Origin of the sequence: Pseudoalteromonas sp. A757, from assembly GCF_004103285.1 — a bacterium.
Classification (GTDB): Bacteria; Pseudomonadota; Gammaproteobacteria; order Enterobacterales; family Alteromonadaceae; genus Pseudoalteromonas; species Pseudoalteromonas galatheae.
Map to the genome: position 1 here is coordinate 36837 of NZ_QNQN01000074.1, position 17420 is coordinate 54256.

Consider the following 17420-nt stretch of genomic DNA (forward strand, 5'->3'; position numbering starts at 1 on the left):
ATGATAAAAAAGCGGCCGACGATTAGGGATCATTCTGCCGAGGCGAACCTCTTTGCGAGACGGGCCTTTGTCGGCTTTGTTTTTGTCGTTATTATTGTTGGGATCTTGTTTCACAATGTCTACACGCTTCAGGTGACTGAACACGAAACCTATCGCACCCGCTCTAACGATAACCGTATAAAAGTCATTCCTGTCGCCCCTAATCGTGGTCTAATTTATGACCGCAATGGTGTGTTGCTCGCCGAAAACCGCCCCGTTTACAATCTTGAAGTGATCCCAGAAGACGTTGAAGACCTCGAAGCATCATTAGCTTCTGTACGCCAACTTATTGAGATTTCTGAGCAAGAAATAGAAGATTTTAAAAAAGAAATCAAGCATAACCGTCGCTTCAAAAGCCAAGTACTAAAGGGCCGCTTGAATGAGGAAGAAGTTGCGATCCTCTCGGTTAACCAACACCGCTTGCCCGGCTTTAGCGTTGAAGCCCGCTTATCTCGCTACTATCCATATGGCGATACCCTCACTCATGCCCTTGGCTATGTAGCAAAACTCAATAAAGAGGAGCTCTATGATTTAGAGCTTGAGGGCAAAGACACGAACTATCGTGCCACCCATGATATCGGTAAACTCGGTGTCGAAAAGTTTTATGAAGAACAGCTACATGGCATTGTTGGCTCTCGTCGCGTCGAGGTGAATAACCGTGGTCGCATTATTCGCACGCTGAGCATGGAAACACCGCAACCAGGTAAAGACTTGGTGCTAACGCTTGATATCGGTTTACAACAAATCGTACAACATGTACTTAAAGACACCCGAGGCGCAATCATCGTTATGGATCCGCGCGACGGGGGTATTTTAGCGCTCTATTCTAATCCAAGTTACGACCCAAACCTTTTTGTCCATGGGATCAGTGGCAAAGATTACCGAGCCTTACTTAACCCAGACAGGCCACTGATAAACCGTGCAACTCAGGGCCGTTATGCGCCTGCTTCCACAGTGAAGCCCCATCTCGCAGTGCTTGCACTGGAAGAAGGTGTTGTCACCGAAACAACCAAAATTTGGGATCCCGGCTTTTTTCAAATTCCAAATGTAAAACATAAATGGCGTGACTGGCGTCCTTGGGGCCATGAGCATGTTGATGTGTATAAAGCTATTGAGCAGTCTTGTGATACCTACTTTTACGAAACCGCATATAAACTCGGCATAACCAAAATTAGCGACTTTATGAACCAGTTTGGCTTTGGTGAGCTTTCGGGTATCGATATTCACGAAGAAACCTCTGCTATTTTACCATCCGTTGAGTGGAAAAGAGCTCGTTTTAAAGAGGCTTGGTATCCTGGGGATACTATTTCCGTAGGGATAGGCCAAGGTTACTGGACTGCCACTCCAATGCAAATAGCAAACTCGCTGAGCATTTTGGTCAATAAAGGCATACATAGGCAGCCACACTTAGTACAAATCTCTAAGCAAGATACTGAAGTGGAGCAGTTATTTACGGAAGAAAAGCCACCTGTCGTGCTGAAAAACCCTTATCACTGGGATATTGCATTAAAAGCCATGCACAACACGGTAAAAATAGGTACCGCAAAAAATGCGTTTAAGGGCGTAACTTATGATCACGCTGGTAAAACGGGAACCGCGCAAGTTATTAGCATTGCTCAAGGCGAAAAGTATGATGCCAAGAAGCTAAAAGAAAAACACAGAGACAATGGTATTTACGTGGGTTTTGCGCCTTTTGATGATCCGCAAATTGTTATTACTGTAGTCGTGGAAAACCAAGGTGGCGGTAGTGCAATCGCAGCGCCAATGGCAAGACAAGTGATGGATTATTACTTTTCAGCCTACCCGCTTGAGAAGGAGCAACAGCAATGAGTCCGCTGAATAAGCCACGTTCACTCTTTGAAAAGGTTCATATCGACCTACCATTATTTGCAGCCTTGATTACGATGATGGTTGGCAGCCTAGCGATTGTTTATAGCGCTAGTGGGCAAGACATGGGCATGATGATGCGTCATGGTACACGCATGTTTGGTGCATTAGTTGCCATGTTATTTATGGCACAATTCTCTCCAAATACGCTTAAGCGTGTGGCTATTCCCGTTTATCTCGTGGGCCTTGGCATGCTCGTTGCGGTGCTGTTTTTTGGTGTCAGCAGTAAAGGGGCTCAGCGCTGGTTAGACTTAGGCGTTACCCGTTTTCAACCCTCTGAAATAATGAAGCTAGCAGTGCCCATGACGGTCGCTTGGTTTATAGGCCGCTCTCACTTACCTCCAAGTATTTTAAATTTAACAATCGGCTTTGTGATTGTGCTAGTGCCAACTATTCTGATCAAAGAGCAGCCTGACCTCGGTACTTCTATCTTAATTGCCAGTTCTGGTATTTTTGCGCTCTTTTTAGCTGGATTAAGTTGGCGTTTAATCGGTTCAGGTATATTACTCGCGGTTCCCGGTGGCTATGCGTTTTGGCATTACGGAATGCATGCCTATCAAAAACAACGTGTCCTGACTTTTTTAGATCCAGAAAGCGACCCGCTGGGCTCTGGTTACCATATCATCCAATCAAAAATTGCAATAGGCTCTGGTGGTGTTGAGGGCAAAGGCTGGCTACACGGAACCCAATCTCAATTAGAATTTTTGCCAGAGCGCCATACCGACTTTATCTTCTCGGTGTTGAGCGAAGAGTTTGGCTTGTTAGGTGTCACCATATTACTCAGCTTGTATCTTTTTATAATTGGTCGCGGATTATATATCGCAGTACAGGCACAAGACGCTTTCAGTAAGCTGCTTGCAGGAGCACTGACGTTGACCTTCTTCGTCTATGTCTTTGTAAATATCGGAATGGTTTCTGGTCTCTTGCCAGTAGTCGGTGTACCTCTGCCCCTAATTAGCTATGGTGGCACATCGATGGTGACCTTAATGGCCGGTTTTGGCATTATTATGGCAATCGCAACAGATAAGAGGATGTTGTTAAAATAATGACTGTTCGTATTACTCTGATTTCAAAATTGATTTTAGTATTTGCCCTGTTAAGCATGCTAAGCGCTTGCGGTAGTCGTTATCATATTCGTCATGACAAAGCGCCACTGCGCGAGCCTACCGAACTGGAAATGCAGGATGCCATTGTCACCAACGAGAAAAAGAGCGTCAGTGCCAATCGCCCCTACACTGTTCTTGGAAAACGTTACACGCCAATTTCGGACGAACATGGGTATCAACAACAAGGCATTGCCTCGTGGTATGGCCGAAAATTCCATGGCTACCACACCTCCAATGGTGAAATTTTTAATATGTTCGATATGACAGCAGCACATAAAACGCTGCCACTCCCTAGCTTTGCTAAAGTAACAAACTTAGACAACGGACGCTCTGCCATCGTTAGAATTAACGACCGAGGTCCGTTCCATGACGATAGACTAATCGACCTCTCTTATGCGGCTGCCTACAAGCTAGGCTATCACCTTCAGGGTACAGCGCGCGTTAAGGTCGAAGCCATTACTCTATCGCGCGAGTCTCCAAGGCTAACTTATGTACAAGTTGCTGCTGGCAGTAAACTTGAGAATATACAGTTATTAGCAGGTCAGTTAAAACAAGAGCTGGGGTTAGGTACACCCATCACGTTTGAAAACAACCTGTACAAGCTTAGAGTCGGCCCTATTACCGACGACAATCAAGCACAATCTTTACTAAAAACCTTACAACAAGGTCAATTTAGTCGTGCTTTCTTGCTTTACAGTGAGCAGGAACTTTAGAATAACCGCAATGAATGCCGATAAACAAAAAAGCGAGCATAATGACTTCTATCAAACCAAAAATCGTTAAAAAAGTCCTTGGACTGGTGTGCACTTTCTCTATTATGAGTGCCAGCGCACAAATTATTCCTTCGCCGCCGCAAATCAATGCGAAAGGCTATTTCCTTGTGGACTTCACAACTGGAAAAGTGATTGCTGAGGGCGAAGCGGATACTAAGCTAGCGCCAGCAAGTTTAACCAAAATGATGACCAGCTATGTTATTGGTACCGAAATCGCTGCAGGTAACATTAGCCCATCAGATCAAGTCACTATTAGTGAAAAAGCGTGGGCTAAGAATTTTCCTGGTTCGTCGGTGATGTTTATCGAAGTAGGTAAGCAGGTCAGTGTTGATGACTTAAACCATGGGATCATTATTCAATCAGGCAACGATGCTTGTGTTGCAATGGCCGAGCACATTGCTGGCAGCGAAAGTGCGTTTGCCGATCTGATGAATGCACATGCTGAAAAACTGGGGATGACTAATACCCACTTTATTAACAGTCATGGTTTAGATACTGATGAGCATTACACCACCCCAAGAGACATGGCAACACTCGGGGCGGCACTTATTCGTGATGTACCTGATGAATACGCTTTGTACAAGAAAAAGTCTTTTTCATACAACGGTATAAAGCAATATAACCGTAACTCACTACTTTGGGATGCAAGCCTTGAAGTGGATGGCATTAAAACAGGCCACACCTCGGATGCAGGCTACAGCCTAGTTACTTCAGCGGTTAAAGATGATATGCGTCTTGTTGCGGTAGTCATGGGCACAGAAAGTGAGCGTGCACGTAAAGTTGAGAGCAAAAAGCTACTTAACTACGGCTTCCGTTTCTTTGAAACCATTACTCCATACCAAGCTGGTGACGCTTTTGCCGATCAGCGTGTGTGGATGGGTAACAAAGAAACCGTATCGCTGGGCATTATGGAAGACACTCCTATTACTATTCCACGCGGTCAAAGTAAGAATTTAAAGGCTAACTTTGAGTTAGATAAAACACTCGAAGCACCTCTGGCGAAAGGCACTAAAGTTGGTACTTTGTTCTTACAGCTTGAAGGTGAAGACGTAGCACAATACCCGCTAGTTACACTTGAAGAGATCCAAGAAGGTGGATTCTTCAGCAAGATCTACGACTATCTACGTTTACAGATCTCGCAATAACCCTATTTTATGTAAGTGAACGCCTCATCATGAGGCGTTTTTTTTTGCGCCAAAAATGATAGAATGCGGCCAATAAATGACGACCTTGGCAGCTCCTGGCTTGAAAGAGCATCTTAGTGGCCAAATAAAGGCGTCAGCAAGTAGTTCGTTGTGAGGATACCGTCGTGGTAAAACCAGTTAAAAATACTAAGTTTGATGAATACTTAGAATTTCCTTGCCCATTTACATTCAAGATTATGGGCCTTGCAAATGTCGATTTGACGGATCAGATCCTAACTAAACTGCAGGTTATTGCACCGGGTGATTATGCACCAAAGGTTAAACCAAGCAGCAAAGGCACCTATGAAGCCGTATCTCTTGTCGTTACCGTAACCAGCAAAGAGCATATCGAGCAGATTTATACCGAGATCGGTGGCATCGAAGACGTCCGTTACATCCTGTAGTTGGTAAGGACCCCTAATTATGGAATCTCGTAAGTTAATTGTGCGCCAACTCGGCCTTTGTAGTTACGAGCCAATTTGGCACAAAATGCAATCTTTTACCGATGAGCGTGATGACACCACAGCGGATGAAATCTGGCTGGTGGAACATGAGCCTGTTTTTACACAAGGTCAAGCTGGTAAAGAAGAGCATGTCTTGGCGCCCGGTGATATTCCTGTCGTAAAAGTGGACCGCGGTGGTCAAGTTACCTATCACGGTCCAGGGCAACAAATGCTTTATGTATTGCTCAACTTACGACGATTGAAAATAGGGGTACGTGAACTCGTCACTTGGCTAGAAGAAAGTATAATCGACTCCCTAAAAGAATATGGGATAGAAGCTTACGCTAAAGCCGATGCGCCGGGTGTATACGTCAACGATAGCAAGATAGCATCTCTTGGACTTAGAGTCCGCCGTGGCTGCTCGTTTCATGGTCTCGCACTCAACGTTAATATGGACCTTGGTCCATTTTTACGAATAAACCCTTGTGGTTATGCGGGCATGAATATGGTGCAAAGTAGCGAAATTAATGGACCTCAAACCGTCGCTGATGCGGGGGCTGGTCTGGTAAAACACATGCTAAAACGCATTAATGCTGAGCATGTCGAATACACTGAAGGGTTTGAAAACGTATGAGTAAACCAGTCAAAATGGAGCCAGGGGTAAAGCTCCGCGATGCAGAAAAAATGGCATTGATCCCAGTTAAAGTCATGCCAACAGAACGCGAAGAAATGCTGAGAAAGCCTGAGTGGTTAAAGATCCGTTTGCCAAAATCAAGTGAACGTATCGATGGCATTAAACAAGCAATGCGTAAGCACGGTTTACACTCTGTTTGTGAAGAAGCATCTTGCCCTAACCTGTCTGAGTGCTTTAATCACGGTACAGCAACCTTTATGATTTTAGGTGCAATTTGTACTCGCCGCTGTCCATTCTGTGATGTGGCCCATGGTCGTCCACTAAAACCTGATGCACAAGAGCCGGAAAAGCTTGCGCTTACGATTAAAGACATGAAGTTAAGCTACGTTGTTATTACCTCTGTTGACCGTGATGACTTGCGCGACGGTGGTGCACAACACTTTGCCGACTGTATTCGCGAGATCCGTAAGCACAATCCAGGTATTACAATCGAAATTCTCGTACCTGATTTCCGTGGTCGTATGGATAGAGCGCTTGAAATCTTAAGCGAAACCCCACCGGATGTATTCAACCATAACCTTGAAACAGCACCAAGACTTTACAAACTAGCGCGTCCGGGTGCCGATTATAAGTGGTCACTTGAATTGCTACGCCGCTTTAAAGAAATGCACCCAGAAGTGAGAACTAAATCTGGCTTGATGGTTGGACTAGGCGAGGAAATCTCTGAAATTGAAGAAGTATTAAGAGACTTGCGCGAGCATAACGTAGATATGCTTACCGTAGGCCAGTACCTACAACCTTCAAAGCACCACTTACCAGTCAAACGCTACGTGCCACCAGTTGAGTTTGATGGGCTAAAAGAATATGCCGACGAGATAGGCTTTAGCCACGCCGCTTGCGGACCATTTGTGCGCTCTAGCTACCATGCAGATCAGCAAGCCGCGGGTAAAGAAGTAAAATAAACAGTGCCATTATATTCACTGTTTTGAAAGCCGTATTCCTATACGGCTTTTTTGTATCCGTAATTCCCCGTCTAACAGCCATTAACAGCAAAACGGTTTCAATTCCGTGCTATTCGTTATATCTTGCCTCACCAGATAATAATAATCAGGGGCAAAACGTGCTTAAGAATAAAACTTTGGGCAGCATGCTGATTGTAGCAGGTACTACAATTGGCGCAGGTATGCTCGCCCTCCCTATTGCATCAGCAGGACTTGGCTTTTCTACCGCTATCGCATTATTAGCAATCACATGGTTATTAATGACCTATACTGCATTGCTTATGCTGGAAGTACATCAATACGCAGATCAAGACGCAACATTAAATACACTAGCAAAAAACTTACTTGGTAAAACGGGGCAGTATGTCGCTAACTTTTCAATGGTCTTTTTGTTCTATGCCTTATGTGCGGCTTATATCGCAGGTGGCGGCGCACAGCTTCAAACCAAACTTGTCGGCATGTTAGGTGATGGCATAACCCCTCAACTGGGCTCTGTACTGCTTGCTGTTATCATAGCGACCATAGTGACATTAGGCACAAGTACAGTTGATAAGCTCAATCAGTTATTATTTACTATTAAAGTTATTGTGCTCGCGAGTTTGTTCTTTATTTTAACACCTTATGTTCACGGCCAGCACCTCATCGATATGCCGGTAGAACAAGGGCTGGTAATTGCAGCAATTCCGGTCATTTTTACTTCCTTTGGTTTTCATGGCTCAATCCCATCAATCGTTAAGTATGTGGGTGTAGATATCCGCCAACTACGTAAAGTAATGATGTTTGGTGCTGCCCTCCCGCTTATCATCTATGTGTTCTGGCAGTTGCTCAGCCAAGGTGTTATGGGTCAAGAGAGCCTAATGGCAAGTGAGGGACTGCCGGGTTTTGTCACTAGTATTTCGTCTATCGCACACAACGACAACGTACAGTTATTTGTGACTATATTTGCAGATCTTGCTCTCGCGACTTCGTTCTTGGGTGTAAGCCTTGGTTTATTCGACTTTTTTGCTGATACCTTTAAAAAGCAAGACACCAAGAAAGACCGTATAAAAACGGCGTTCATTACCTTTTTACCACCGCTAGGGTTTGCCCTTTTTTATCCCAAAGGTTTTATCATGGCACTGGGATATGCGGCGATTGCATTGGTGGTATTGGCGGTGTTTCTGCCAGTTGCTATGGTATGGAAACAGAGAAAAGCTAGAGGCAATGATGGATATCAGGTTAAAGGTGGTACGCTTGGATTAGGGCTTGCAGCCGCTTTCGGTGTAATGATCATTACTTCCCAGCTGATGCAAATGGCTGGCCTTATTCCTAGTTTAGGGTAAACAAAACAACAGCAAATTAATCTGAACCTTGGGAAAGCATTAATTATCCAAGGTTCAGATTAACTAGTAGTTTCTGTTAGACTGTGTTCCCTAGCCAGTCTCGCTTCTTTTCTATCTTGCATTAACTTCCAAAAAGTAAACACTGGCACAAATGCTAAGCACAGAGTAGCCACATTAACCATAGGGATAACTGTGGGGTACAGGTAAGTTGAATAGGAAAGATCCATAAAATGTCTGTCGACAAGTCTAAAAAACTGTAATAGCGGAGCTGGAATAATGATTATTTGAGCAAGAATACTTTGCCATAGATACATCTTATCTTTAACAGCCCAGTAAGCAATAATTGCCATAAAGGCAATGTCTGAAAAGGCCCAATATATGTATCGAAACACCTTAACATCATCGAATTGCATAATCCAATCGTAGGTTAACCACCCTAAAATATAAAACAATGCAACCAAAGATGAATATCGCAGTGCTTGCTTATCTCGCACCACGATACACATTACTACCGCTAAAAAAGAAACCCAAATACTGTATTCCTGAAAAAACAGTCTAATAGGTTCCCATTCAGGCCACATATACCTTAACGTCCTACTTCTGGTCTCTGCTCTTCATCACCGCCATCACCACCGCCACCATTGTTTCCAGGTAATCTATAATTTTTAATGTTCATCATTTTATCCTTATCGAGAGTATGTAGAGCAGCTAGAACTTTAGCGAATTCCCTGTAATTTGGCAACAAACTGTAATCAATTTTGTCTTACTTCAATAGGCTCAGATTCTTTCGCTTTACCCTGTAAAATAGAGATTTCAACGCGCCTATTACGCCGTCTATCAGCGTTGCTCTCATTGGGAACAAGCGGTCTGGTATCTGCGTGTCCAACCACGACCATTCTGTTCTTATCAAAACCACGAACTCGCTCCATCACAGTTGCGACGGCCACAGCTCGAGTTGCCGATAAGTCCCAGTTATTCGAATAAAGCTCGTTCGTCACTCTAAAATCGTCGGTGTGACCCGACACAGTGATTTCACCAGGAACATCTTTTAGTAACTCTGCAATTTCTTCAACCACAGGCTCAAATTTAGGCTGCAAAAATGCACTACCTGCTGGGAAAGAGCCATTCTCCTGAATGCGTATAATGATTTGTTGCCCTAGCGATTCAAGCTCAATTGCACCATCCATAATTTGCTTTTCTAGCTGCTGCGCAATCTTTTTCACAAGTTCATTAACTTGTTCTTGATCCGCTGATGCAATTGCTTGCGTTGACGCCATTTCCTGCGCAGTACTGGCTGATTCACCACCACGCTTGTTGCCACGCTGTTCTTGCCGACCACCCGCAGAAGATTCATCACCAGCCTGAAACTCGAGCATCTGCTGCGTCATCTCTACCGTTTGCTGTTGAATAGTTTCAATCGGTGTCGGCTCTGGCTTTCCTGGAGTAAACTCCATCGCGATAACGCTGGTACCTTTTGGGATATCCTTTACTTCAATTTTATTTTGTACGCCAAAAGCAAACTTCATCGAACCGGCGATTTGCTTAAACTTCAGCACATCCATTTCAGAAAAAGCCAACAGTAGTACGAAGAAGCACATTAACAATGACATCAGATCGGCAAAGGTTCCCATCCAAGCCGGAAGACCTGGAGGGGGACATTTACATTCGTTCTCATCTGACATGATTATTCCTCAGCCTCAGCACCACGTTTAGACTCAGGCAAATAGTTCTTCAAGATACCTTCAATAACCTTCGGGTTTTGGCCATCTTGTATACCTAATATAGCATCCAAGATAAGTCGCTGATTTCGTTCTTCTTCATCTTTACGGAGTTCAAGTTTTACCTGAATAGGGATCGCAACCACGTTAGCTAAAAACGCACCATACAAAGTTGTTAAAAGCGCAACGGCCATAGCAGGTCCAATTGCTTTTGGATCATCCATGTTAGACAACATCGCCACTAGGCCGATAAGTGTCCCAATCATCCCCATCGCAGGCGCAATATCCGCTAGGGACTTGAATAAACCTGCGCCTAATTCATGCCTTGAAGACGTCAAGGCAATATCTTTTTGCAATGTAGCACGCACAACATCAGCATCATGACCATCGACTAGCATATCGACGCCTTTACGCATAAATTGGTTGGGGATTTCAGCTTCTTCTAACGCTAAAAAACCACCTTTACGCGCAGAATCTGCTAGCTCAACTGCTTTTTCAATCAGCTCTTCAGGGGTTTCAATCTTAAACATGAAGGCCTTCCCGGCCACCTTACCAATACCGAAAAACTGCCCAAGCGTAAAATTGGACAACACGATAAAAATTGAACCACCAAATACGATAACGACGGAAGGCGTGTTATAGAACATAGCGATCTGGCCATCACTACTCAATACCATTGACATTACAATCAAACCTATGGCACCCAGGATCCCTATTACCGTTGCTAAATCCACATGTCCTCCGGGGGAAGTTATTTGTGATAAATCACGCAGTTATTGTTGTTTGAGTTATCGGCAAGTTTTTCTACAACTTAACACTATTATATTAAAAAGAGTTTAAAATGCGAGTTTATAGCAGATCTTGTAATGCCGATACTCGGACAGATCAAAAAGTCACTGGTTTTTTTGACCTTGACGTCCAATCCCCCTAAAATTGCCACACTTTTACTTTACGGGTCGGTGTGATATATGGCAGTAAAAAAACCAGATAACTTGAGCTTTGAAGAAGCTATGCAAGAACTGGAGCAAATCGTTGCGGACATGGAAAATGGTAGCTTGCCTTTAGATCAAGCACTTAAACAATTTGAGCGCGGGATTAAGCTTGCAAAAGCATCAAATCAAAAACTTCAGCAAGCTGAGCAGCAGGTCGCTATTTTAATGGGCGAAGGTGAGCAAGCACAATTACAGCCATTTGATAACGAAGCCTAATGTCAGCAAAATTAAAAGAAAAACTGCAGCATGCTAAAACCCGTGTAGAGAACACCGTTTTACACTATTTTGATAATGCGCTTGATACCGAAGAAAATATAAAAGCAGCTACCCGTTATAGCATCGAAAACGGTGGCAAACGTCTGCGACCATTTTTGGTATATTGCACTGGTGAATTATTTGGTGCTGCTCCAGAAGACTTAGACAAGGCCGCCGCCGCAATAGAGTGTGTGCATAGCTATTCTTTGGTGCACGATGATTTACCGGCTATGGATGATGATGAGCTTAGGCGCGGCCGCCCAACTTGTCACATTCAATTTGACGAGGCGACCGCTATTTTGGCTGGTGACGCTCTGCAAACGCTGGCTTTTGAACTATTAAGTGATCAGCAATTCACAGTGAGCCATCATGCACAAATCAAAATGATTTCCGCACTAGCCAAAGCATCAGGTCTAGCGGGGATGGTTGGAGGTCAAGCGCTGGATATTGCAGCCACAGATCGGTCTATTACAATTACTGAACTTGAGCGTATTCATAAGCTAAAAACTGGTGCTCTCTTAAGTTGCGCAGTAGAGTTGGGGATTTTGTGCGGTAACCCTGAACAAGTTACCAAGCAAGCGCGTGAAGCAATGCATATATACGGGCGTGCAATCGGCCTTGCATTCCAAGTCAGAGATGACATCCTAGATGTAGAAGGCGATACTTCTGTGCTTGGCAAACCACAAGGTTCTGACTTGGAACACAACAAGTCTACCTATCCAGCGCTCCTTGGTCTCGCACAAGCAAAAGAGAAAGCGGAACAATTGATTGATGAAGCACTAGATGCACTCAAAGTTATCGATGGCAACACGGAAATACTTGCAGATTTAGCAAAATACATCATAGATCGAGAATATTAAGCTGACGTATAAAATAACTACGCCAAGCTAAGAAAATATTCACAAGTACTTTGTAAACGCTGGCTAACATAATATCATGACCAGTTAGTGAAGAATTTTAATAATTATGAAGTGAACCACGTGAGGAATTGCGCTGAGATTCACTTAGGACTCTGATAAATACCATGAAACTTGATAGTAGCAAGTATCCATTACTCGCGTTAATTGACGAGCCAAGTCAACTCCGTCAATTACCCCAGCACAAGTTAACCGCCTTCAGTGATGAGCTTCGCGAGTATTTGCTGAACTCAGTCTCTCAAAGTAGCGGTCATTTTGCCTCAGGCTTAGGTACTGTAGAACTTACCGTGGCTTTGCATTATGTGTATAACACACCAAGCGATAGACTCGTTTGGGATGTTGGTCATCAAGCCTACCCACACAAGTTACTGACAGGTAGAAGAGATAAAATGCATACTATCCGTCAAAAGGATGGCTTGCACCCTTTCCCTTACAGAGAAGAAAGCGAATACGATACGTTTAGCGTTGGCCATTCAAGTACATCGATATCAGCAGCACTTGGTATGGCTATCGCAGCCGAAAAAGAGGGAATTGGACGTAAAACCGTCGCTGTTATTGGTGATGGTGCGATGACCGCAGGTATGGCGTTTGAAGCAATGAATCACGCAGGCGACATCAATCCAGATATGCTGGTTATCCTAAACGACAACGAAATGTCTATTTCGGAAAACGTTGGTGCACTCACCAACCATTTCGCCAAGATCCTTTCCGGCAGCTTTTACACCAACATTCGAGAAGGCAGCAAAAAATTGCTGTCTGGCGTGCCTCCAGTCAAGGAGCTTGCAGGCCGTATGGAAGAGCATTTAAAGGGGATGATAATTCCGGGCACTTTCTTTGAGGAATTAGGTTTTAATTACATTGGACCAATTGACGGGCATAACGTAGATACCTTGGTTGATACACTGCGCAATATGCGAAATCTGAAAGGCCCTCAACTATTACATGTTAAAACCCAAAAAGGAAAAGGCTATAAACCAGCAGAAGCAGATCCTATTGGTTATCATGCGGTGCCTAAGTTCGATCCAAGCGTGCACAGCTTACCCAAATCAAAACCCAGCGCACCGACCTTTTCAAAGGTGTTTGGAGATTGGCTTTGTGATATGGCAGCGCAAGATAATAAGTTGATGGCAATCACACCAGCAATGCGTGAAGGCTCAGGTATGGTGCGCTTTTCAAAAGAGTACCCTACTCAGTATTTCGACGTTGCCATTGCTGAACAACATGCTGTAACGCTGGCCGCGGGTTTTGCATGTGAAGACCTCAACCCAGTGGTTGCAATCTACTCTAGTTTCTTACAACGCGCATACGACCAACTCATTCATGATGTCGCGCTACAAAACCTACCGGTGTTGTTTGCTATTGACCGTGCAGGTGTCGTTGGTGCAGATGGTGAAACACACCAAGGCGCATATGACTTAAGTTTCTTGCGCTGTATCCCTAATATGGTGATCATGGCACCAAGCGATCTCAATGAGTGTCGTCAAATGCTCTACACAGGTCATCGCCTAGATAGGCCAGCAGCGGTAAGATACCCTAGAGGCAGTGCTGGAAGCGCAGACATTAGTACAGACATGGCTGAGTTAGAAATTGGCAAAGGAAAAATTGTAAGAGAGGGTGAAAAGCTTGCAATTTTAAGCTTTGGTACATTGCTTGAAAATGCTCAAACCGTTGCCGACGAGCTAAATGCGACACTTGTGGATATGCGCTTTGTAAAACCTTTAGACACGGCTCTTCTCGAAGAGCTAGTGGTAACTCATGAGCGCTTCGTTACACTTGAAGACAATGCCATTGCAGGTGGTGCAGGCTCTGCTGTGTGTGAGTATTTATCGACTCAAGGGCACGTTAAGCCGATTAAATTACTAGGTTTGCCTGATGAATTTATTAAACACGGCTCACAAGCTGAGATCCACGCAGAGCTTGGTTTAAGTAGTGAAGGAATAAGCCAACAAATTAAAGCTTGGCTTAAATAAATTTAAAGATGCAAAAAAGGCTTTCAGTTGAAAGCCTTTTTTATTCTCTACAAACTATCGGATATATTGGCAGTTTTAAAGACTTACCTCATCCACACCCTAACGTCTGCAAGCCCATTGCCCTGCAATAGTTGCAACTGAGACTCTATGTTCGCACTTTGCTCAAACTCAAACGCATCTAGCTGTTCATCAAAAATGATAGTAGCCGCGCCATCACCGCCACGTTGCTTAACTTGATGCAAGGCAATATCAGCAAGATTCACCGAAGACTCCCAGCCAATAACCTTACCGCCCAACAGTGGTAGCGGATAGTAAGACCAGCCCATTGACACTGTGAGCTTGGTAGTTTTGCCGTTAGGTAAGAGATAATCGGTTTCAGCAATCGCTTTACACAAGTCGCTAACGTATTCTTCGATATAGTCTCGACTAAAATCGCGCAATAGCAATAAGAATTCATCACCACTCCAGCGAACCACATAGTCTGACCCTTGAGTGCGTGTGTTTAATAACGTAGCCAATTGCTGCAAGCAACTATCACCGCCAATTGGACCATATGAGTCATTAATTTTACTGAAATCATCAATATTCATGATCATCAATACCAAACTCTTATTTTGAGCCTGCAATGACTGTGCATTGCGCTGATAATGCTCAACGTCTTTTGGTAACTGATCAAATAGAAAGCGACGACTACGTAACCCCGTTAATTCATCTGAGTGACTCACAAGTTTAAGCTGAGTATTGACCTGATTCAGCTTCTCGTTAGCTTTCCTGAGCTCTGTCGTACGCTCTGCGATTAATGCCTCAAGTGCAGCTTGTTTTCTTCTCTCTTGTGCTCTGAATACCCAAAAAATCAGATAGAACATAAAGATAAATGCACAGGTGATAAATAATCTAAAATAAATCGTCTCATCGAAACGGCGCGGTAATGTGATGGATAAGTCAAGCACCTTCGCCTGCTCCCAATCTTGCCCTTGGCGCTTAACTTCTAACATAAAGGTAAAGTTACCTGGTGGTAGATTAGTATAAATCGCCTCACGCCGAGACTGAGCATCACGCCATTGCGTATCGTGCCCTTTTAGCTTGTATCTAAATTCAATACTATGCGGCGCGTAAAAGTCGATTGCAGTATAATTAATGGTTAAGTCACGCTCTGAAGTATTAAGCTGAATAACTTGATTTAAGGACTCAGTACTAAATACTCTGTCATGGGTAGAGAGTGATTCTAATCGAGGCATTAGATCTCCACCACCAAACAGCAGGACGTTTTTGGGGATCTCTACCACACCTTGTAAGCTGGGGTAAAAAATAGCGGACTCAGTTTCCACTACAGCATCATGGCCAAGACCTGAGCAACACTGGCTCGGTCTGCCATCAAGCTGCCGGTCAAATGGGCTGATCACTTGCTCAACTTGTAAACTCTCTATCACATCGCCAAATTGTGCAACGGGCATGCGATATACCCCTTTCATCGTACTTACCCAAACTAGCTGATTGCTCTTATCATAATGCAACGAAAAAATTGAGCCATAGGGTAGGCCATTTGAGGCATCAAGTTGGTACCAGTCACCATCGGAGGTGCGATAGAATAATCCATCATTGAGGGAGCCAACTAAAGTAGTCACTGTATCTAAATGCAAAATACTGGTGATGTAAGCGGTGTCCAACGAGGTTTGCGCACCAATTTTTTCAATACCTTTTTCATTATAGCGATATGCACCTTTATTCGTGCCGATAAAGCCATACCTCGGAAAGTCCTGAATAAAAGTAACGAATTGGCTGCCAAGGAAGGCATTATAGGCAAATGGTGTTATACCTTTATAATCTAACCGATATAGCCCCCTTCCCGTACCAAACCACATTCCCCCGCGATTTGATGGGCTAAGTGAAAAGACTGGGTTTTGCCTAAGTTCTCTTTCATTTAATTTTTGCAGTGAACCATTTTCATAGATAAGTGCACCGCGATCGGTACCGAGGATAAGCTTTTCGCCGATAAACTCAAGGTCATGTATTACTGAGCGGTTCAATTGAGCACTCGTCAGTATTGGTTGATAATTGTCGTTCGGCTCAATGATCCCAAGCCCTTCTCGGCTTGCAACCCAGAGCTGACCACCGGGTCCTTGTGTGATTGCCGAAATGGCTTGGTTAGTCTTCAAACCAATATGATGACGCTCGACCTTCCCCGAATGCGCAAGCCAAAGTCCTTCGTTTAAACTAGCAAGCCAAATATTATTGTCTTTGTCCATAAAGATATCAGCAAACCAGATACTTTGATCAAGTTGTATCGGCTCTACCGCTTGCCAAACGCCATTATTCTGTCGATAAAGTAGTCGCCCATAAGTAGAGACCCACAGCCCACCGTCTTTATCGTTGAGAAATTTATACACAGCGTTATTACCCACTTCTTGATAGCGGCGTAATACTTCATCAATATCTAGAAAATAAGCCCCCAGCTCTGATGCTAAAAACAGCTTACCATCAACCCAAGCTAGGTCATGAATGATGGTTTGCGCTAACTGCTCAGGTAGTGAGACCTTGCTCGCTAACTCAAGTCTAACTCCATCTCCATTACGATTGCTCGATTCGCTAATTTTAAGTAAGTGACGTTCATTTACTAACCAAATGCCATCGGGAACCAGCGCCATTTTAGTCACTGAGCCCACTATTTGATTGATTTGGGTAACATCTAACGTACTTTGTTCGATATTATTTGCAGCTAACGTCAGCTTTTTCGCAGAAACATAATACAGACCATTTGCAGCAATCCAGATCCCGCCATCTTCATCTTGTAGTATATCTCTGACAGGGCCCTGTATGTCGAAGCGCCTAGCCTCTAAGGTTTGTGGGTTAAGTCTTAACAGTCCTCGACGTGTGCCAACCCAGAGCATACCGAATTGATCCACCACCAATTTATTGATAGCGTTGCTATTCAAAAACTCGGTATTTTGCGTATTGAAGTTTTGGAATTGATGACCATCAAAACGACTTAAGCCAAACTGAGTTCCGAGCCAAATATAGCCTTGATTGTCTTGAACGACACTCTTGACACTTTGTGATGGTAAACCACTTTGGATATTCCACTGTTTAACCACGTAATCATCTATCGCCGCTACACTCGTCATTGGTAGCAGCAAAGTGAAAATGAAAAACAATAGCCTTGTCATCTCGATTCCATCACA

Annotated in this window: 15 protein-coding genes; 11 read left to right on the forward strand and 4 right to left on the reverse strand. The window is 43.9% G+C overall.

The genetic code is table 11. The annotated features are described in order from the left end of the window. From mrdA to DRB05_RS19740, 8 genes are all read left to right on the forward strand, one after another. Positions 1 to 1869: a penicillin-binding protein 2 gene (gene mrdA / locus DRB05_RS19705; protein ID WP_128728435.1), complete on the forward strand. Its 1869-nt coding sequence runs from the start codon at positions 1 to 3 to the stop codon at positions 1867 to 1869. Continuing rightward, positions 1866 to 2972, forward strand: coding sequence for a rod shape-determining protein RodA (gene rodA, locus DRB05_RS19710; RefSeq protein ID WP_128728436.1), 1107 nt, complete (start codon positions 1866 to 1868; stop codon positions 2970 to 2972). Before mrdA ends, rodA begins: the two co-directional genes overlap by 4 nt. Then, positions 2972 to 3745, forward strand: coding sequence for a septal ring lytic transglycosylase RlpA family protein (locus DRB05_RS19715; RefSeq protein WP_128728437.1), 774 nt, complete (start codon positions 2972 to 2974; stop codon positions 3743 to 3745). The genes rodA and DRB05_RS19715 overlap by 1 nt, the downstream gene beginning before the upstream one ends. 41 nt (positions 3746 to 3786) lie before the next feature. Further along, on the forward strand, positions 3787 to 4950 hold the full coding sequence (locus tag DRB05_RS19720) for a serine hydrolase (RefSeq protein ID WP_010372052.1): 1164 nt from the start codon (positions 3787 to 3789) through the stop codon (positions 4948 to 4950). A 164-nt stretch (positions 4951 to 5114) separates the two neighbouring features. Beyond that, the gene (gene ybeD / locus DRB05_RS19725) at positions 5115 to 5393 is read left to right on the forward strand and encodes a DUF493 family protein YbeD (RefSeq protein ID WP_095728297.1); all 279 of its coding nucleotides are present in this window, start codon (positions 5115 to 5117) and stop codon (positions 5391 to 5393) included. A gap of 19 nt (positions 5394 to 5412) precedes the next feature. Then, complete coding sequence (gene lipB / locus DRB05_RS19730) at positions 5413 to 6066, forward strand: lipoyl(octanoyl) transferase LipB (RefSeq protein ID WP_010372061.1); 654 nt, start codon at positions 5413 to 5415, stop codon at positions 6064 to 6066. Then, entirely contained in the window at positions 6063 to 7028 is a 966-nt protein-coding gene (lipA, locus tag DRB05_RS19735) for a lipoyl synthase (RefSeq protein WP_010372064.1), read from the forward strand. Before lipB ends, lipA begins: the two co-directional genes overlap by 4 nt. Positions 7029 to 7186: 158 nt before the next feature. Continuing rightward, positions 7187 to 8389, forward strand: coding sequence for an aromatic amino acid transport family protein (locus DRB05_RS19740; RefSeq protein WP_162847797.1), 1203 nt, complete (start codon positions 7187 to 7189; stop codon positions 8387 to 8389). Between the two features lie 59 nt (positions 8390 to 8448). Here the strand turns inward: DRB05_RS19740 and DRB05_RS19745 are convergent, their stop codons facing one another. From DRB05_RS19745 to pomA, 3 genes are all read right to left on the reverse strand, one after another. Then, a complete protein-coding gene (locus DRB05_RS19745; RefSeq protein ID WP_128728438.1) occupies positions 8449 to 8970 on the reverse strand; it encodes a hypothetical protein in 522 nt (173 codons plus the stop codon). Positions 8971 to 9141: 171 nt separating this feature from the next. After that, entirely contained in the window at positions 9142 to 10071 is a 930-nt protein-coding gene (locus DRB05_RS19750) for a flagellar motor protein MotB (protein WP_128728439.1), read from the reverse strand. 2 nt (positions 10072 to 10073) lie between these two features. Beyond that, a complete protein-coding gene (pomA, locus tag DRB05_RS19755; protein WP_010606140.1) occupies positions 10074 to 10841 on the reverse strand; it encodes a flagellar motor protein PomA in 768 nt (255 codons plus the stop codon). Positions 10842 to 11075: 234 nt separating this feature from the next. Between pomA and xseB the strand changes: the two genes are divergently transcribed. From xseB to dxs, 3 genes are all read left to right on the forward strand, one after another. Beyond that, complete coding sequence (xseB, locus tag DRB05_RS19760) at positions 11076 to 11315, forward strand: exodeoxyribonuclease VII small subunit (protein WP_128728440.1); 240 nt, start codon at positions 11076 to 11078, stop codon at positions 11313 to 11315. Next, a complete protein-coding gene (gene ispA / locus DRB05_RS19765; protein ID WP_128728441.1) occupies positions 11315 to 12214 on the forward strand; it encodes a (2E,6E)-farnesyl diphosphate synthase in 900 nt (299 codons plus the stop codon). Before xseB ends, ispA begins: the two co-directional genes overlap by 1 nt. 164 nt (positions 12215 to 12378) lie before the next feature. After that, positions 12379 to 14241 carry a 1-deoxy-D-xylulose-5-phosphate synthase gene (dxs, locus tag DRB05_RS19770; RefSeq protein ID WP_128728442.1) on the forward strand — a complete coding sequence of 621 codons (1863 nt, stop codon included), beginning with the start codon at positions 12379 to 12381 and terminating at the stop codon, positions 14239 to 14241. 83 nt (positions 14242 to 14324) lie between these two features. On the opposite strand, the gene DRB05_RS19775 is transcribed toward dxs, so the two are convergent. Continuing rightward, positions 14325 to 17405, reverse strand: a complete 3081-nt coding sequence (locus DRB05_RS19775; RefSeq protein WP_128728443.1) for a ligand-binding sensor domain-containing diguanylate cyclase — start codon at positions 17403 to 17405, stop codon at positions 14325 to 14327. Between the last annotated feature and the right edge of the window lie 15 nt (positions 17406 to 17420).